Source organism: Streptomyces sp. MAI_2237, assembly GCF_054189285.1.
Genome location: NZ_JAJPGQ010000003.1, coordinates 2,607,428 through 2,626,098 on the forward strand (window position 1 = coordinate 2,607,428; position 18,671 = coordinate 2,626,098).

Consider the following 18,671-nt stretch of genomic DNA (forward strand, 5'->3'; position numbering starts at 1 on the left):
ACGGTTCCCGTATCGGCGTCCAAGCGCGGCGCCCGTACCCCGAACCGGCGGGACATCCGGACACACATGTATGTGGGGACTCTGTCCTTCGACCTGCTCCTCGGTGACGTCCGCTCGCTGAAGGAGAAACGCTCTCTCGTCCGTCCGATCGTGGCCGAGCTCCAGCGCAAGTACGCGGTGAGCGCGGCGGAGACGGGCAATCAGGACCTCCACCGCAGGGCCGAGATCGGGCTGGCGATGGTATCCGGGGACACGGGACACCTCACCGACGTACTGGACCGCTGTGAGCGGCTGGTCGCGGCCCGGCCCGAGGTGGAACTGCTCTCGGTTCGACGCAGGCTCCACAGCGACGAAGACTGAAGCAAGCAGCAAGAGAAGTTACTAAGGAGACGGACCAGTGGCCGACAACGCGCGCGCCAAGAGGCTGGCGGACCTCATCCGAGAGGTGGTGGCCCAGAAGCTGCAGCGCGGGATCAAGGACCCGCGGCTCGGCTCACACGTCACCATCACGGACACCCGGGTCACCGGGGACCTGCGGGAGGCGACCGTCTTCTACACCGTCTACGGCGACGACGAGGAGCGGGCCGCCGCGGCCGCCGGTCTGGAGAGCGCCAAGGGCGTGCTCCGCTCCGCGGTCGGCGCGGCGGCCGGCGTGAAGTTCACGCCGACGCTGACGTTCGTGGCCGACGCCCTTCCGGACACCGCCCGCACCATCGAGGACCTCCTCGACAAGGCGCGCGAGTCCGACGCGAAGGTGCGCGAGGTCTCGGCGGGTGCGGCCTACGCCGGTGAGGCGGACCCGTACAAGAAGCCCGGTGAGGACGAGGACGACACCGCCGAATGACGCAGAAGACCACCACGCCCGACGGGCTTGTCATCGTCGACAAGCCGTCGGGCTTCACTTCGCACGACGTCGTCGCCAAGATGCGCGGCATCGCGAAGACGCGCCGCGTCGGACACGCGGGCACCCTCGACCCCATGGCCACGGGCGTGCTCGTGCTGGGCGTGGAGAAGGCGACCAAGCTCCTGGGCCATCTGGCGCTCACCGAGAAGGAGTACCTGGGCACCATCCGCCTCGGGCAGACGACGGTCACGGACGACGCGGAGGGCGAGATCACGGGGTCGCACGACGCCTCGAAGGTCACCCGGGACGCGATCGACGCCGGGATCGGCAAGCTCACCGGCGACATCATGCAGGTGCCGTCCAAGGTCAGCGCCATCAAGATCAACGGCGTGCGGTCGTACAAGCGGGCCCGGGAGGGCGAGGAGTTCGAGATCCCGGCCCGCCCGGTCACCGTCTCCTCGTTCGCGGTGTACGACGTCCGGGACGCGGTCGCCGAGGACGGCACCCCCGTCCTCGACCTCGTCGTGTCGGTCGTCTGCTCCTCCGGCACCTACATCCGGGCGCTCGCCCGCGACCTGGGCGCCGACCTCGGCGTCGGCGGCCACCTGACGGCCCTGCGCCGCACCCGCGTCGGCCCGTACAAGCTGGACGCGGCGCGCACGCTGGACCAGCTCCAGCAGGAGCTCACCGTCATGCCCGTCGCCGAGGCGGCCGCGGCCGCCTTCCCCCGCTGGGACGTGGACGCCAAGCGGGCCCGGCTGCTGACGAACGGCGTACGCCTCGACATGCCCGACGAGTACGCCTCGGCGGGAACGGTCGCCGTCTTCGACCCCGAAGGCCGCTTCCTCGCGCTCGTGGAGGCGCACAAGGGCAAGGCCAAGAGCCTGGCCGTCTTCGGCTGACCGGGGAGCCTGCCCGTGGAGCGGCGATCACGGGGTTGCGCCGCCGCTCCACGGACCCCCCTCGGTTCCCCCACCCCTAGGGTGTATCCACCGACCCCCCACTGTTCACCCGTGCGGGCAGGCGCTCGGAGTGAACCGGGGGAGCGGAAGGGGGCGCGTTCACCACGCGATCTGTCCCACCGCTCACCGCACGCCTACCGTCGAGAAACAAGGCACGGATGTACGGCACGGGTGTACGGCGGGAGGTTCGCCATGGCGGCACGGGACCCGCGAGGCGGAGGCGGCCACCGGGCGACGGCGACCGGGCCGGAGGCTCCCGGAACACCGCGGCACGAGCCCGGCGACGACGCTCTGGTCCGCATCCACGACCTCGCCGGGCGCCCCCGCGGCATCGGGTTCGTGGCCGACCACCACGGCACGGTGATCACCAGCCACGAGGCGGTCGACGGACTGCCCCGGCTGGTGCTGCGCGCCGACGGCGACCGCAGCTGCCTGGTGACCGCGGAGGCGGTGACGGCAGTGCCGGAGCTGGACCTGGCCCTCGTACGCACCGAGGGCCTCGGCGTGCCGCCCCTGCCGGTCACCGTCCGCGAGCGCGTCGAGACCGGCACCTACGTGCGGCTGGCGGCCGGCCGCTGGCGCGAGGCGCGCGTCCTGGCCGCCACCGCCGTGACCTACGCGGCGACGGACCGCTTCCACGCCCTCGACGACGCCCTGGAACTGGCCATCGGCACCGCCGGGCAGGACGCGCTGCGGCTCGGCGGCGGCGCGGCCGGCGGCCCGGTGCTCGACGCCGCCACCGGCGCGGTCGTCGGCGTCCTCGGCACGGCCCTGCACAACGGCCACCGCGACACCGGCTTCGCCGTCCCCCTGCGCCCGGCACCCGCCGGCCCCCTGGCCGACCTCCTCGCCGTGAACGCGGCCACGGTCCCCGCCTACGGAGCCGACCTCAACCTCGCCGGGGTACTGGAACTGACGGCCACGTCGGTAGGGCAGGACGGCCCGCCGGGCACCCTGGCGGGGCACGTCGGCCGCACCGAGGGCGAGCCGACGGCAGCGGTGCCGCCGGTCGAACGCACCGAGACCGCGGGGCAGTTCACAGCCTTCACCCGAGCCGGCGCTCCGACGGCCGTCCTGGGCCTGGTCGGCGCACCGGGCAGCGGCCGTACGACGGAACTCGCCGCCCTCGCCGCCCGCCGCAACCACGGCGCCGCACCGGCCCCCACCCTGTGGCTGCGCGGCGCCGACCTGCGGGACGACGACACGTCGGTCGCGGACGCGGCACGCCGCGCGCTGACCCGCGCCGCACGCATCGTCGCGGCGTCCGGGTCCGCCCCGGCGCCGGACCTCGGCGACCTCGGCCCGGACCGTCTGGCCCGGATCGCCGACGCCGCCGGCCGCCCCCTGCTGCTCCTCCTGGACGGCCCCGAGGAGATGCCGCCGGTCCTGGCCCACCGCCTGCCCGAGTGGACGGAGGGAACGGCGGCCTGGCTGCGCACGACCGGGGCGCGCCTGGTGGTGGCGTGCAGGGAGGAGCACTGGGAGAGGGCCGGCGCGGAGTTCCCGCGAGAGCTGCTGTACGACCCCGGGGAGCCGGCCGTCACCGGCGCGAAGCCCTCCCCGGCGGGGGAGCCTCCCTGTGTGCGCCTCGGTGACCTCAGCGAGGACGAGGCCCGCACGGCCCGCGCACGCTACCGCGTTCCCGAAGACATCCTGGACGGGCCGGATGCCCGCCATCCCCTCACTCTGCGCCTTCTCTCCGAGGTCCTCACCGCCGTCCCCGGCGCGCCCGATGCCCGGGTGGACCGCTACGACGTCTTGTCCGCCCACCTCGACCTCCTGTGCCTGCGCATCGCCGTGCGCCTGGCCGCCGACAGCGGCCTGCGCGGCACCGCCGTACGCCGTCTCGCGGCCAGGGTCTGCGGCCAGGTCCACGAGGCCGCCCGGCGCAGCCTGGGCCCCGGCCAGGGCGAGCTGGACCGGGCGGCGTTCGAGGCGACCTTCCCCTGGGGGCAGGCCCCGGCACGGCTCGGCGGCGGCACCGGCTGGGCCTCCGCCGTCCTCACCGAGGGCCTCCTCGTGCCCGCCGGCACCGGCTACCGCTTCGCCCACGAGGAGTTCGCCGACTGGATCCAGGGCATGCACCTCGACCTGGACGAGGCCCTGCGCGCCCTGGTCCACCGCCCGGCCGCTCCCGCACACCCCGTCCCCGTGCCGCACCACCGCATCGGCCCCGTCGTCCAGGCCCTGCTCCTGCTGGCCCGCGACCACGGCACCGGCCGACTCGCCCTCCGCCTGGAGGAGCTGGCCCGCGCCCTGCACGGCGATCCCGACTCGTGGTGGGCCGCCCGCCTGCTCACCGAGACCCTGCTGCGCGTCCCGGACGCGACGCCGTACCTCGGCGTACTGCGGCGACTGGCCGACGACCTCGCGGCATCGGCGCGCACCGAGCGAGGTCCGCTCGGCCCCGCCTTCTGGACCGCCCTGCCCCTCCCGGAACCCGAGCGCCTCGACCTCCTGCGCCGCCTCCTGCCCGCCGACGGCCCCCCTCAGGACCCGGCGGCGGCCGCCTCCCCCCGCTTCCTCGACGCCGCCTCCCGCCTCCTCGCCGCCGACCCCACCGTCGTACAACCCCTGCTCACCCGCTGGTTCGACGACGACCGGCCGCTCCCGGCGACCCCGCACGCGACCGTGGCCGAGGCCGCGCAGGCGCTGCTGCACACCCACCGGCACCTCGCCCTGGACGATCTGACCGAGGTCCTCGTCGACTGCGCGCACCGGCGGGCCGACGAACTGCTCGCCGTGCTCGCCGAGGACGAACCCTCGGCCGTCTGCCGGGCCGTCGACCGGTGGGCGCACGACGAGCGGCCGGCCCGGTGGGTGGCGGCCGCCGCGTGCGGACTGCGGGCCGCGTCCCACGTCCGTACCGAGGGCGACCGCGAACTGCTGCGCTACGCGGCCCTCGCCCTGCTCGCCCGCCCCACCGACGCCACCCTGCACGGCGCCGCGCTCGCCCTCCTCGTACGCGACCCCCGCACGCGTGCCCGCCATCTCCCGCAGGCGCTGCGGCACTTCGCGGCCGGGGACCCGCGGTTCCCGGCGAGCGCCCTGGTCGCCGCCCTGACCACCCACCCCGAACAGGTCCTGGACGCATTCCGCGGGCGGCTGCTCGGGCCGGACGCCGGGGACGCGCTGCGCACCCTCGCCGACGTCACCACGCCCCCGCTGGCCCGCCGGGTCGCCGTCCTGGTGCGCGAGGCCGTGGAGCGGCGCCCGGAGACCGCAGGCGACGTGGCCGCGTACGTCGACCGGCGCCTGGACCAGGGGCCCGAGGCGCGCGCCGTCCTAGTGCCGCTGGTCACCGGCCTCCTCGACGGCGGCCCGGAGGAGGTGCGCGCCGCCCTCGCCGCCGTACTCGCCGTCCCGGGCGCCGCCGCCTCCCGGCCGCTGCGCCGCGAACTCCTCGACTTCCTCCTCGCCCACGAACACGCCCCGGCCGTCCTGGACGCCCTGCTGCACGCCACCGCCCTCGCCGACGGCGAGGAGGTCCGCGACCTCGTCCACCGCACCGGCCTGCTGCTCGTCCGCACCCCCGACGGCGCGGCCCGCTTCGACCGCGGACTGGTGGACCTGGGCCGCCACGTGCCCGGCTTCGCGGCCCGGATGGCCCGCTGGCTCACCGACAGCCCGCAGGCCTGGTCGGCGGTGGTGGGCCCCGGCACCCGCCGGATGATCGAGAAGCTCGCGGGCGTCCGCGTCCCCGCCTGAACCGCTTCCCCCACGTGCGTCGGGTCACAGCCCCCATGCCGATGCGGGCGAGAGGGGCCCGGCATGGCACCCTTAGACCTGCGTAACAGGTCGGTACACACGGACACGGGTTCGAGGAGCGGTCACAGTGCAGCGCTGGCGTGGCTTGGAGGACATCCCCGAGGACTGGGGGCGCAGCGTCGTCACCATCGGTTCCTACGACGGGGTGCACCGCGGGCACCAGCTGATCGTCCGGCATGCCGTGGACCGCGCCCGCGAGCTGGGCGTCCCCTCCGTCGTCGTCACCTTCGACCCGCATCCCAGCGAGGTCGTCCGCCCCGGCAGCCACCCGCCCCTGCTCGCCCCGCACCACCGCCGCGCGGAGCTGTGCGCGGACCTGGGTGTGGACGCGGTCCTGATCCTCCCCTTCACCAAGGAGTTCTCGAAGCTGTCGCCGGCCGACTTCGTCGTCAAGGTCCTGGTCGACAAGCTGCACGCCAAGGCGGTCGTCGAGGGCCCCAACTTCCGCTTCGGCCACAAGGCCGCCGGGAACGTCGAGTTCCTCGCCGAGCAGGGCAAGGTGTACGACTTCGAGGTCGAGGTCGTCGACCTGTACGTCACCGGCGAGGCGGGCGGCGGCGAGCCGTTCTCCTCCACCCTCACCCGGCGCCTGATCGCCGAGGGCGACGTCCAGGGCGCCGCCGAGATCCTCGGCCGCCCGCACCGCGTGGAGGGCGTCGTCGTCCGCGGCGCGCAGCGGGGCCGGGAGCTCGGCTTCCCGACCGCCAACGTCGAGACGCTGCCGCACACCGCCGTCCCCGCCGACGGCGTCTACGCCGGCTGGCTGCACGTGAACGGCGAGGCGATGCCCGCCGCGATCTCCGTCGGCACGAACCCGCAGTTCGACGGCACGGAGCGCACGGTGGAGGCGTACGCGATCGACCGCGTCGGACTCGACCTGTACGGGCTGCACGTGGCGGTGGACTTCCTCGCCTTCGTGCGCGGGCAGGCGAAGTTCGAGTCCTTGGAGGGCCTGCTGGAGCAGATGGCCGAGGACGTCAAGCGCTGCCGGGAACTGGTGGCCGCCGCCGAGTAGCCGCGGCGCCTCGGACGACGTGACGCCGAAGGGCGGCCGGTGCCTGAAGGCACCGGCCGCCCTTCGGCCGTGAGGGCTACTGCTGCGTCCAGCCCGGCGGTACGGCACCGGGCTGACCCTGCCGCGGGTCCTGCGGCGGCGCCGGCTGTTGCTGCTGCCAGCCCTGGCCCGGCGCGGGCTGCTGCGGGGGCTGAGGCTGACCCCAGCCCTGGCCGGGCTGGGGCTGCCCGGGCTGGCCGTAGAGCTCCTGCTGGGGGTGCTGCGGCTGCTGCGGCGGGGCCGGGTAGCCCTGCTGCGGCTGCTGGTACTGCATGTTGGGGTTGCCGAAGCCCTGCTGGGTACGGGCGATGTCCTCGGCGATCAGCGCCGCGAGGTCGAAGTAGGCCTCGCGGGTCTTGGGCCGCATCATGTCCAGGTCCACCTCGGCGCCCGCCGCGAGATGCTCGTCGAAGGGGATCACGACGACACCGCGGCAGCGGGTCTCGAAGTGGGCGACGATGTCCTCCACCTTGATCATCTTGCCGGTCTCGCGGACACCGGAGATCACGGTGACCGACCGCTGGACGAGGTCGGCGAAGCCGTTCGCCGACAGCCAGTCGAGCGTGGTCGAGGCGCTGCTCGCGCCGTCCACCGACGGGGTGGAGATGATGATCAGCTGGTCGGCCAGGTCCAGGACCCCGCGCATCGCGCTGTAGAGCAGACCGGTACCCGAGTCGGTGAGGATGATCGGGTACTGCTTGCCCAGCACGTCCAGCGCGGAGCGGTAGTCCTGGTCGTTGAACGTCGTGGAGACCGCGGGGTCCACGTCGTTGGCGATGATCTCCAGACCGGAGGGCGCCTGCGAGGTGAAGCGGCGGATGTCCATGTAGCTGTTGAGCTGCGGGATCGCCTGCACCAGGTCACGGATGGTGGCACCCGTCTCGCGCCGCACCCTGCGGCCGAGGGTGCCGGCGTCCGGGTTGGCGTCGATCGCCAGGATCTTGTCCTGCCGCTCGGTGGCCAGCGTCGCGCCCAGCGACATGGTCGTCGTGGTCTTGCCGACACCGCCCTTGAGGCTGATGACCGCGATCCGGTAGCAGGACATCACCGGCGTACGGATCAGCCCCAGCTTCCGCTCCCGCTCGGCCTGCTCCTTCTTGGCGCCGAGCTTGAAGCGCGAAGGGCCCTGGTTGTTCTTGCGAGCCTTCGGCTGGTTGCGCAGCAGCCGGTCCGAGGAGAGCTCGACGGCGGCGTTGTAGCCGAGCGGCGTGCCCGGGGCGGCCTGCTGCTGCGGAGCGGCACCGGGACCGGCCTGCGGACCGGGAGGCGCGCTCCAGCCGCCCTGGCCGGCCGGTGCGCCCTGGCCGTAGGGGCCGGGGGGCTGCTGCTGGGCCGGGGGCTGCGGGGCGGGCTGCTGCGGCTGTGCCTGCGGCTGCGGCTGCGGCTGTGCCTGCGGCTGCGGCTGCTGGGCCTGGTCGGGCTGGGGGTAGCCGTAGCCGACCGGGGGCTGGGGCTGCTGGTGGGGCGGGTAGCCGTAGCCGGGCTGCTGGGGCTGGGGCTGGGGCTGTGTGGGGTGGCCGGGGGCCTGCGGGTAGCCGTAGCCGGCTGCCGGGGGCGGACCCGGGTGCGGTTGGGGCTGGGGCTGGGGCTGGCCCGGGTGAGGCTGGGGGGCCTGCGGGGCCTGGGGCGCCTGGGGCGCCTGGGGGTAGCCGTAGCCGGCCTGCTGCGGGTGCGGGGGCTGGGGCTGGGGTGCCTGCCGGGGGTCGACCGGTGCGGGCTGGCCGGGGTGTACGGCCGCCGGGCCGAAACCGCCCTGCGCGGGCGGCTGTTGGCCGGGCTGGCCGAACTGACCGGGCTGGCCGAACTGACCGGGTGCCTGGGGGTAGCCGTATCCGGCCGGGGGCTGGGGCTGGCCCGGCTGGGGCTGGACCTGCGGCTGTCCCGGATACGGCTGTCCCGGTTGGGGCGCCTGCTGCGGATAGCCGTACGGGCCCGCCTGCGGGTCCGGGTGGCCGGGCTGCTGGGCCGCGGCCGCGGCCGCCTGCGCCTGTGCCGGGTCCGCGGGGACGAAGCCCTGGGGCAGCGGCGGCAGTCCGGGGGCGCTCTGCGGCGGTACGGGGGGCTGTCCGGCCGGGGTGGCCAGCGGCGGCTCGGGCTGCGCCTGGGCGGAGGGCGCGGGGGGTTCCGGCGTCGGCGCGGGCGCCGGCTCGGGCTCGGGCTCGGCGTCCGGCCGCGCGGGGGAGCCGGTGCCGGACACGTCCTGTGCGGGCTCCTCGACCTCGGCGGTGGCGGGGGAACCCGTCTCGCTCTCGTCGACGGAGGTCTCCTCCGGCTCCTCGGAGTCGTCGTCTCCGCCGAAGAGACGGGCCGCCTCGGCGTCGGCGGCGGCGTGGTTGAACTCCGGCTCCTCCTCGGGCCGCTCGGGCTCCTGCGGGTGCGCGGGTTCCTGCGGCTGCTCGGGGGCGGCCGCGGGAGCGCCGGACGCCGGGGCCGCCGTGGCGGGCTCGCCCGACTGGGTGTCCTCGTCGACCGGGCGCAGCACCGGGAAGCCGGGGGCGGCTGCCGGCTGGGCGGGCACCTGCTGCGCCGGGACCGCGGGCGGCGCGGCGGGGGCCTGTTGCTGGGGCGCGGCGGGCTGCTGGACCGGGGCCTGCTGGGGCGGCGCGGTTGCGGGCGCGGGTGCGGGCGCGGGTGCGGGTACGGCTGCAGGTGCGGCGGGCTGTGCGGGAGGCTGCGCCTGGGGTACGCCGAAGCCGCCGGAGGTGTTCTGGCCGGGCTGGGGTGTGGCGGCCGCCGGCTGCTGCGGGTAGCCGTAACCGCCGGGCGCCGCCGGTGCGGTGCCCGGAGTGGCCTGCTGCGGGTAGCCGTAGCCGTCCGGGGCCGCGCCCTGCGCCGGTGCGGGCGGCGTCGGGGCGGGAGCCTGCGGAGCGGCGGGGGCCTCGGGCACGGTGCCCGGAGGTCCCGTGGGCGATCCGATGGGTGGACCGGTCGGCGGTGGTGGTGAGTTCTGGCCGGAGTCCTGCTGTCCACCGTCCGTGCCACCCGTGCTCTGTGCGTACCAGGCGGGAGGCGTGTAGACGATTTCGAACTCGCCGGTCAGATCCACCTCGTGATCGTCCCCGTCCGAGGAAGGGCTCCCGCCGTTGTACTCGGACCGATCCCTGTTCACTGCTTGCCTCCTGGTCAGCCACTGCTGCTGAGCTGGTCGTCGTCGCGGCCGGGCGGACCGAGTGGCGAGTCCCACGCGACTGCGATCGTCACCGCACCACCAGAAGCCTAATCACTCGCTTGGCGGGACGGAAAAGCCCCATGGGCCCGGACGGCCGAGCCTCTCGGGCCCGGACGGCCGCGCCCCGCGGGCTCGGACGACCCCGGACGGCGACGTTCCGCGCGCAGGGGCGGACGAGCCGCGCGGGGCGCGAACGGAAGATCCTGGCGAACCGTTCCCGGGGGCCGTACGAAATGCCCCGTGGGCGCGGCTCGTTCGGGCTCCGCCCCCGCGCCCACGGACGACGACACGTCAGTCCATACGGCGGGCCACGCCGAGCAGCCCCGTCTCCGCGTCGGTGGGTTCGGTCATGACGAACTTCTGATGCTTGCGAGTGCACCACATGGCGACGCCGTCGTGAAGGGTCGGCAGGTGCTGGAGTTGCTCCTCGGGAATGCCCAGGGTGTCGCGCACCACCTCCGTCTCGAACGGCGAGATGCGCTGGACGCCGACGAGATGGGCCTGGGCCAGCCAGCGCGGTGCGTGCTCGCTGACGAAGGGCAGCACCGTGACGACGGCCTGCCACGGCACGGAGGTCACCCGCCCGCGCGGCGGGCGAATGCCGCAGTCCCGGATCAACACCACCGGACTGGACACCGACGGACCCTGCGCGGGCACCCGGCCCACCGGATACACCGTCACGCACTGCTGGCCGCCGCCCGCCGCCTGCGCCAACTGCTGCCAGGCCTGCGGGCGTCCGGTCTCGACGCCCACGCGCGCGCCCGTCGCCGCGGCCCGGAGCGCCAGCACCTGGGCGAGCCAGAGGCCGCCGACGAGGACGACGTCGAAGGGGGTCGGCCGGGACAGGCCGAGCACGGCAGGCTGCCCTTCCGCGTCGCTGCCGATGAGCACACCGTCGTCACCGATCGGCATGCTGATCGCCGCGAGTTCCTCGACGGTGACGACATGACAGTTGCGGCGCGGCCCGCGCAGCCCGAACCCCGGGCTGGCGATGCGCCGTTGCTGCGTCTGCGGCTCCGGCTGCCGGATGATCGGGATCATGCCGGTGTCGGTGGGCGAGGCGACGTGGGCGGGCGTGCGGGCGGGGTTGCGGCCCTGCTGTCCCTGGGTCATGGCCGGATTGGGCTGGGACATCAGTAGGTACCTCCGAGCGGCAGAGTCGCGAGGGCCCCGGGCACCTGCTCCCGGTCGAGACGGACCAGACCGACCTTCGCGGCGCTCGCGGCCCGCTCCAACTCCCGTCCCACCTGACCGAGTTCGTCGTCGCCGCGGGCCGTCACCCGAATGTGTCCGGCGAGCGAGACACCGCGGTTGCCGGCCTTGCTCAGGGTCATGCTGAACGTCGTCGCGAGCACCGGCAGCGAGGTGAGGCGCGTGACCAGCTCCGGCACCGACACCCCGCCGTTGCCCAACTGCGGCCAGCGGGACACCCAGTAGGTGGTGTGCCAGCGGTCGTCGACCCGCCAGGTCTTCACCGCCTCGACCGTGCGGCGCTGGCTCCGGCCGTCCTGGGCGGCGTGCTGCTGGCTGGAGCGCGGGTTGAGGCAGCTGGACGTCGCCAGCGCCTGCATCAGCTCGGTCTCGTCGAGGATGGTCGCCTTGAAGCCGGCGCCGGCCAGTCGGCTGGAGAGCTGGTCGGCGACCCGCAGCAGCGCCTTCTGCGCCCCGGGGACACCGTCCCCGCGGGCCTGCACCGCCTCCGGGCACAGTTCCGGATCGAGCTTGAGGGCCACCCAGGTCAGGCGCAGCGCGGGCGAACCGACCTGGGCCTGCAGGGGGCCGTACGACCGCGCCGCGAGCGACTGCTGGGGCAGGTGCGGGGCGGGCGCCGGCTGGGTGTGCTGCACGACCTGCGCGGAGGCGAGCCGGATCCCGTCGACCTCCAGGGCGTCCTGGACGAGCTTCAGCGGCAGTTGGCGGTGGGCGGCCGCGGGGCGCAGCGGCTCGTCGGCCGGCTGCACGAAGAGGACGGCCGTCAGGAAGGTGCCGTCACCGATCATGCCGATCTGGCGGTTGTCACGGGAGACGAAGGCGTACGTCCGCAGGGCGGGGTCGCACTCCACGACCGGGGCCAGCATGGCCTCCGTGCCGGGTGGCACGGGCAGCTTGGCGTCGCGGCGGCGCTGCCGGAGGGCGCGCGTGGTCTCGTACCACTCGGGCAGGGGGCGCCGGGCCCGGCGCAGGACCGCCAGGAGCAGCAGCAGGACGGCCACGACACCGGCCGGGACCAGCAGCCAGGACACGTCGGCGGCCCATGCGGCGAGCAGGAGCGCCGCCGCGAGCTCCACCAGGATGAGCTGCTGCAGCCGTACCGGACCGAGGCCGCCCGGCCGGGGCAGCGTGCGCGGAGAGGCGGCGACGGCGGCGGGCGGAGCGGCCGTCGTACGTCTGTCGCCCGGGCCCCCTTGTGACTGCTGTGCGCGGCGTCCGCGCCGAGTGCTCGTAGCGCTGCTCATCCCCCGGGACATCCCTTTCGCGAATTCAGTGGCCGCTCACTGGGCCCACGACAACCGTGCGGGCGGCTCACGGTACCCGTTGCGCGACGGCGGGCGACACACGGGACACCGAAACCCCAGGTGGCCACCCTGTCACGAACGCGCGTCGTGCGGTGGAGCGCTGTGGTGAAGCTCTGTGAAGATGCGGGGGCCTCCGAACACCTGGTGAGCCGTCCTCGCGCGGCGCAGGGCATAGTAGGTGCCTGCGCGACCGAAGGTGCCCCCGCTGCTTCGCGTTGGCGATCGGACATCACAGACGCCATCCAGCGAGTACGGGCACTTCGGACACGATCGAGCAGGACGAAACGGGAGAAACGGGGACCATGGCCAAGCGTCAGGACGAGCTCGCCGCCTACAACTTCGCGCGCAAGCGCACCGTCGCGGCCTTCCTCGCGCCGTCGCCGGGCGGCTCGGAGGAAGGCGCCCCGCGCCCGGTCCGCACGGTGACGCCCAGCCTGGCGCTCGGCGTCGTCCTGGTGGTCGGCTTCATCGCCTGGGGCGTGATCAAGCCGACGGCGCCCGCGGGCTGGGACAAGCCCGGCGAGTACATCATCGTCGACAGCGACTCCACGACGCGTTACGTGGTGCTCCCCGACGAGACGTCGAGCGGCAAGAAGGTCCCCACGCTGCACCCCGTCCTCAACTACGCCTCCGCCAAACTCCTGTTGGACAAGGGCAAGGGCAGCGTCCTGGAGGTCTCCGGCAAGGAGATCGACAAGAGCGACATCGCGCACGGCGCCACCCTCGGCATCCCGTACGCCCCCGACCGGCTGCCCTCCGCGAGCGACGCGGAGAAGACCAAGACATGGGCGGTGTGCGAGCGCCCCGCCCAGGGCTCGGGCAGCACGGAGGACGGCAACATCGACCGCGCGGTGTTCGTCATGGACGCCGACGACGCCAAGACCCTGAACGGCACGGGCAAGGTCGGCCCCGGGCAGGCCCTGTACGTCAAGGACCCGAAGACGGACCGGGAGTACCTGGTCGACGGCAAGGGCAACCTCTTCTGGCTCGGCGGCCCCACGGTCGGCGACGCCGCCACCATGCAGCAGCTGCGCGCCGCCGTCATCGGCAGCACGGCCGAGGCGCAGCCGGTGAGCCAGGAGTGGCTGCGCACCCTCAACCCGCGCGGGGTCATCGCCTTCCCGAAGGTCCCCGGCGCTGGCGACACGACCTCGGTCAAGGGACTGCCGAGCACCGCGAGCACGGTGGGCCAGGTCCTCCAGGCGCCGGACGCGCAGGGCATGCAGGACTACGTCGTCCTCAAGGACAAGGTCGCCCTCGTCACGCCCTTCGTGGCGCAGCTGCTGATGCAGTCGCCCCGGGCCCAGAACACCAACGCCACCAAGGTCTCCTCCAACGTGATCACCCAGGCCAACGGCGGCCCGGCGGACACGTTCTACGGCGACCAGGGCTGGCCCCAGTCCGTCCCGCGGCAGGCCAACCCCGCGACGACGGCGACGGGAGAGGCCCGCACCACCTCGTGCAGCGTCTACGACGGCACGATCGGCGCGGACAAGAAGCCGCGGCTGGCGGCCTGGGCCGGGACGGCGTACCCGAAGAAGGTCATCGCCGACTCGCTGAGCGCCTACGTCTCCTCGGGCTCGGGCCTGCTGTTCCAGGAGGTCACGGGCTCGGCGGGCGGAGGCGGCGCGTGGTACCTGCTCACCGACACGGGTCTGCGCTATTCGCTGCCGTCGAACAACGACACCACCGCGAAGGGGACTTCGGCCTCTTCGGCGTCCACCTCCGCCGGGGAGCCGAGCGAGACCGACAAGGCGCGGACCCGTCTCGGCTACGAGGACGTCTCCAGGCCGGCGATCGTGCCGCAGACATGGGCGACGTTCATCCCCAAGGGGCCCACGCTGGACACGGGCGGCGCGAAGCAGGAACAGAGCCAGTGACCTGGGGGCCGAGTCATCGGCGGCCAACGGACGTATCAGAAAGCGCACTTGAGGGTAAGACGGCACATGGGTCACGAGTGCGTCGCTCAACTGTGTGAGCCGTGTAACTGATTGGTCCTGTCAGTGGCCGAGTGACAGGCTGACGATAGAGTGTTTGCAGCGCTCAACGGTGCGAAGCTTCTCCGGGCACCTGGCAGGTTTCCCGGAGCCGACAACATGAACGACGACATGGGGGAAGGTTCATCATGGCCGGCCAGTTCCGGGTAACAGAGGACGAACTCACCAAGCTCTCCGGCGACATCAACACCGCCAATGGCCAGCTGCAGGGCGAGATCCGCCGCCTGAACGGCGTCATCGAGCAGATCGCCGGCGGCTGGAAGGGCCAGGCGGCCACGTCCTACCACCAGCTGCAGGAGCGCTGGAACGCGGACGCGAAGAAGATGAGCGACATTCTCAACGACATCAAGGAAGCCGTGGACTCCACGCGGAGCAACTACTCCGCGTCGGAGGAGCAGCAGAACTCCGAGATCAGCAAGATCATGTCGGACTTCGGCTGATCGAGCGGGTCATCAGGGGCTCACGCCTCCGATCTCCTCTGCCGGATCAGACCTCACTGTCTTCCACCACATTCCTGACTCTTCCTGAAAGGGAACTGACGATGTCGATCCTCGTCAATTACGCGACGATCACCAACGCGTCCACCGACGTCCGCACCACCGCCGGCCGGATCAAGCAGCAGCTCGAGGACCTCGAGGCCTCGGTCAAGCGCGTCGCCGCCACCTGGGAGGGCGAGGCGCAGGAGGGCTACCAGCGCAAGCAGCGCGAGTGGGACCAGACCGCGCAGGACCTGCACTCCACCCTGCTGAAGATCGCCACCGCCCTGCAGAACGCGGCCGACAACTACCAGGCCACCGAGAAGAGCAACGCCGCGACCTGGGGCTGAGCCCGTCGGCGACCCGAGGGACCTGAGGGACCTGAGATGAAGAGAATCGGCCCAGCCGACGCCACAGCGTCCGCTGGGCCGAGCTCTGCTCCGGGTCCGTGCACAACCTGTGCGGGGCGAAACACAGTAAATCCCGCACATCTTCACACTCGTCAGCAGTACGTCTCGCAGTACGTCTCGGCAGTACGTCTCGGACGTCGAGGAAGCCCTGGGGGCCTGGACATGAGGGGCTTGAACGTGAGGGGCCGCAAAGCCCGTTCGCGTAGCCGCAACGGCCGCAACGGCCGCAGCACCGCGAGCCGCGCGGCGCGGCGGATCTTCGGCGTGCTCGCGACCGTGGGCGTCTGCCTGGCGTCGGCGCCGCCGGCGCTGGCCGCCGACGGCTCCTCCGAGGGCCGCCCGGCTCCCGGTCACACGGACTTCGGTCTGGCGGCGAGCGGGGAGTGCGTCTTCGGGGGCGGTGTCATCAAGTCCACGCCGTGGTCCCTGCAGCGGGTCCTGCTGGACCAGCTGTGGGCCCAGGCGACGGGCAAGGACGTGACGGTCGCGGTGATCGACACGGGCGTCGACAGCCACAACCGCCAGCTCACCGACGCGATGGCCTCCGGCAGCAAGTCCTGGGTCGGCGGCCCGGGCACCCAGGACCTGGAGGGCCACGGCACGCGCGTCGCGGGCATCATCGCGGCCCGCCCGCTGCAGGGCACCGGGTTCGAGGGGATCGCGCCCGACGCCAAGATCCTGTCCCTCCGCTACACCGGCGGAGAGAACAAGCAGGGCAACTCGGGGACGATGGCCGCGGCGATCCGGTACGCGGTCGCCAAGGGCGCGGACGTCATCAACATCTCGTCGGACACGGCGAACAAGAAGGACGACGTGACGCTGCGCAGCGCCGTGACGGCCGCCGTGAACGCGGGCGCCCTCATCATCGCGGCCGCCGGCAACGACGGGGCCGACGGCAAGTCCGCCGACACGTACCCGGCCTCGTACGACGGCGTCCTGGCCGTCGCGGCCTCCGACCGCAACGACGAACGCGCCTACTTCTCCCAGTCCGGCGACTTCGTGGACGTGGCGGCCCCAGGTGTCGACATGGTCTCGACGGTCCCGAAGGGCGGCCAGTGCACGGCCGACGGCACGAGCTTCGCGGCGCCGTACGTGGCGGGCGTGGCGGCCCTGCTGAAGGAGAAGCACCCGACCTGGAAGGCGGCCCAGATCGCCACCCGGATCGAGCAGACGGCCCAGCGACCGGGCCGGGGCCCCAACCGGTTCACCGGCTGGGGCGTCGTCGACCCGGTGGCCGCCCTGTCCGACACCTCCACCCCGGCCACGTCCCCGACCCCCGATCCGCCCGTGAGGGCCGGCACCGGCGGGGTCGTCCCCATGGCGGTGACCATGGGCGAGAGCGAGGCCGAAAAGGAACGCCGAACGGCTATTTACGTACTGGGAACCGGGTTGGCCCTGGTACTGGTGGTGGCGGGGAGCGGGGTGGCTGTGCGGGATTGGCGGAGCCGGCGGGATGCCGTCGTCAGAGCCAGGCAGTCGACCGGTCGCTCAGCACGATGACCGGCCGACTCGAGCACCGACCGGTGCTGAGATCTTGAATAACAGGGGAGAGGACAACGGGGTATGAGCAACGGAATGCGGGTCGATCTGAGCGCACTGGATGAGGTCATCCGGAAGCTCTGGACGTTGCTGGACGACATGGATAAAGCGGGGCAGACGTCTCGTTACAACACAGAGATCCCCATGGACGCATTCGGGAACACTTGCACCTTCCTGGAGGCAGGGGATCTCCACTCTGCACACAAGGACGCGAAGACTCAGCTGGAGAGCGCCATCCAGGGGCTCCACGGTTTGATCGACAAGTTCAGTACGAGCACGTCGAAGGTGAAGGACAAGTACACCGAGCAGGAGTACGCAAACAAGCATCAAATGGGTGGTAACTCCGGGGGGTCGAACGGCAATTGGGCCAAGTAGACCGTTCGAAGGTTCACCTACAGAGGGGAAGCGTTCAAAATGGCCGGTGACAAAGAGCTGCCCAAGCCAGTCCTTGAACAAGAGACGTGCGCTGCGGGACGTCCTAAGACCAAGACCCAGTTCATCGATTACTCGCTCAAAGAGCTGAAGCAGATGCTCGAGAGCGCCAACCCGGGGACGATCGAGGAGGTGGGGCGCCACTGGGGCAAGGTCAATGAAATACTTGCCGGCGGTGAAGACGGAGGGATCGCCGCGGTCCTGGACAAAGCGGTCGACAATGTGCTCGAACACTGGGAAGGTGACGCAGCCAGGAGCTTCGAGAAGAAGGCTCGCGAGATTGCGCAGAGCATTCGAAACACGGCGTGGCACGCAGACCTCAACCGCTCACAGATGACTGACGCCGGTCAGCAACTGCGGTCGTACAAAGCGCAACTGGATGACATCAAAGAGCCCAGTACACTTGACAAGCTCGGTGACGCTTTCAGTGACTGGCAGTGGGATGACGGTCAAGCGGTAGCTGGCGATCTCCGAGACGGAAAGCTCACCACCGCTCAAATTGCGCAAAAAGATGAGGGAAAGATCGGCGCAAGCCGAGAAGCGCAGCTGAACGGCGTTGCCGTCATGGAAAACCTGGGCGCCCAGTACGCGAGAATTACGCGCAACTTGAAGAACAACCAGGTCAAGGACAGCGGCGACGGAAACGTCGGCGAGCCAAATCGGAACGTGGAATACCCGCCGCCGGTCACTCCGGGAGGTGTATCGGCATCTCGACCTAGCGGTTCGGGACCCGGCAGTAAGCCGTGGAGCGCAGGCTCGACCGCGACTATCAAGCCAGCTCCTGCGGTGCCCCGCACTCCCGGCATTACTGGAGGCTCACAACTGCCGACGCCGACGGTTGAGGTGCCGACGACGAAGACAAATGTAGACAGCATGCCTGCCGTCCCCGGCACTGGGTCCGGCGCTGGCATCGGCGGATCTAGTGCCGGAGCCGGCGGTGGTCTCGGTGTTGGTGGGGCTTCAGGCACAGGTCTTGGAGCGTCCGGCGGGGCAGCTGGCCTTGCGGGTGGTTCCGTCGGGGGCTTGGGAGCCGTGGGTAGCAGGGGTGGGCTCGCTGGTGGTGGTGCGGCCGCCGGACGTGGCGCTGGCGGTCGTGCCGGTATGGGCGGTATGGGGGGCGGCCTCGGCGCGGGCGGCCGAGGTGGTGCCGGCGCTACAGGTCGAGGAGCGCTCGCGAGGGCCCGTGGCGGCGTAGTTGGTGCGGCCAAGGGCGTCGGCAAGGGCGCTAGCGGCGGTGCCGGCTTGCACGGAAGCAGGGGCGGAACGCAGGCTGGTGCCGGCGCAGCCGGTGGCAAGGGCCGGAAGTCCAAGAAAGAGAACAGTCAGGGCGACCGTCCCGACTACTTGGTCGAAGACGAAGAGACCTGGATTTCGGAAGAAGATCGTAACCGGAACGTACCGCGGACGATCGAGTAGGCGCATTGGCGAGCCGCGCGGGAGCACCGCGCGGCTCGCCAATGTATGAGGGCTGGCACAACCAGTCGCAGTTGAGTGAGGAGCAAGA

14 protein-coding genes are annotated in these 18,671 nt (G+C 72.3%); 11 read left to right on the forward strand and 3 right to left on the reverse strand.

Annotation, left to right across the window (positions count from 1 at the left end; translation table 11 throughout):
* Positions 1-66 precede the first annotated feature (66 nt).
* The 5 genes from LN251_RS22525 to LN251_RS22545 all read left to right on the forward strand — a co-directional run bounded on the left by LN251_RS22525 (position 67) and on the right by LN251_RS22545 (position 6,589).
* A complete protein-coding gene (locus tag LN251_RS22525) occupies positions 67-360 on the forward strand; it encodes a DUF503 domain-containing protein (protein WP_058922654.1) in 294 nt (97 codons plus the stop codon).
* A gap of 37 nt (positions 361-397) precedes the next feature.
* Complete coding sequence (gene rbfA / locus LN251_RS22530) at positions 398-844, forward strand: 30S ribosome-binding factor RbfA (RefSeq protein WP_058922653.1); 447 nt, start codon at positions 398-400, stop codon at positions 842-844.
* Positions 841-1,746, forward strand: a complete 906-nt coding sequence (gene truB, locus LN251_RS22535) for a tRNA pseudouridine(55) synthase TruB (RefSeq protein WP_458245957.1) — start codon at positions 841-843, stop codon at positions 1,744-1,746. The genes rbfA and truB overlap by 4 nt, the downstream gene beginning before the upstream one ends.
* A gap of 252 nt (positions 1,747-1,998) precedes the next feature.
* The gene (locus tag LN251_RS22540; protein WP_458245958.1) at positions 1,999-5,514 is read left to right on the forward strand and encodes a trypsin-like peptidase domain-containing protein; all 3,516 of its coding nucleotides are present in this window, start codon (positions 1,999-2,001) and stop codon (positions 5,512-5,514) included.
* Between the two features lie 127 nt (positions 5,515-5,641).
* Positions 5,642-6,589 (forward strand): bifunctional riboflavin kinase/FAD synthetase, encoded by a 948-nt coding sequence (locus LN251_RS22545; protein ID WP_458245959.1) that lies wholly within the window; start codon positions 5,642-5,644, stop codon positions 6,587-6,589.
* A gap of 76 nt (positions 6,590-6,665) precedes the next feature.
* Here the strand turns inward: LN251_RS22545 and LN251_RS22550 are convergent, their stop codons facing one another.
* From LN251_RS22550 to eccE, 3 genes are all read right to left on the reverse strand, one after another.
* Positions 6,666-9,737, reverse strand: coding sequence for an SCO5717 family growth-regulating ATPase (locus LN251_RS22550; protein WP_458245960.1), 3,072 nt, complete (start codon positions 9,735-9,737; stop codon positions 6,666-6,668).
* Positions 9,738-10,088: 351 nt separating this feature from the next.
* A complete protein-coding gene (locus tag LN251_RS22555) occupies positions 10,089-10,931 on the reverse strand; it encodes a hypothetical protein (RefSeq protein ID WP_458245961.1) in 843 nt (280 codons plus the stop codon).
* Positions 10,931-12,253 (reverse strand): type VII secretion protein EccE, encoded by a 1,323-nt coding sequence (gene eccE, locus LN251_RS22560; RefSeq protein ID WP_458245962.1) that lies wholly within the window; start codon positions 12,251-12,253, stop codon positions 10,931-10,933. Before eccE ends, LN251_RS22555 begins: the two co-directional genes overlap by 1 nt.
* A gap of 362 nt (positions 12,254-12,615) precedes the next feature.
* Between eccE and eccB the strand changes: the two genes are divergently transcribed.
* The 6 genes from eccB to LN251_RS22590 all read left to right on the forward strand — a co-directional run bounded on the left by eccB (position 12,616) and on the right by LN251_RS22590 (position 18,583).
* Positions 12,616-14,193 carry a type VII secretion protein EccB gene (eccB, locus tag LN251_RS22565; protein ID WP_458245963.1) on the forward strand — a complete coding sequence of 526 codons (1,578 nt, stop codon included), beginning with the start codon at positions 12,616-12,618 and terminating at the stop codon, positions 14,191-14,193.
* Positions 14,194-14,438: 245 nt separating this feature from the next.
* The gene (locus LN251_RS22570) at positions 14,439-14,750 is read left to right on the forward strand and encodes a WXG100 family type VII secretion target (protein WP_058922646.1); all 312 of its coding nucleotides are present in this window, start codon (positions 14,439-14,441) and stop codon (positions 14,748-14,750) included.
* 101 nt (positions 14,751-14,851) lie between these two features.
* Positions 14,852-15,136: a WXG100 family type VII secretion target gene (locus tag LN251_RS22575; protein WP_058922645.1), complete on the forward strand. Its 285-nt coding sequence runs from the start codon at positions 14,852-14,854 to the stop codon at positions 15,134-15,136.
* Between the two features lie 237 nt (positions 15,137-15,373).
* Complete coding sequence (mycP, locus tag LN251_RS22580; RefSeq protein ID WP_458245964.1) at positions 15,374-16,696, forward strand: type VII secretion-associated serine protease mycosin; 1,323 nt, start codon at positions 15,374-15,376, stop codon at positions 16,694-16,696.
* A 63-nt stretch (positions 16,697-16,759) separates the two neighbouring features.
* Positions 16,760-17,110 (forward strand): hypothetical protein, encoded by a 351-nt coding sequence (locus tag LN251_RS22585; protein WP_458245965.1) that lies wholly within the window; start codon positions 16,760-16,762, stop codon positions 17,108-17,110.
* Between the two features lie 39 nt (positions 17,111-17,149).
* Entirely contained in the window at positions 17,150-18,583 is a 1,434-nt protein-coding gene (locus LN251_RS22590; RefSeq protein WP_458245966.1) for a WXG100 family type VII secretion target, read from the forward strand.
* Positions 18,584-18,671 lie beyond the last annotated feature (88 nt).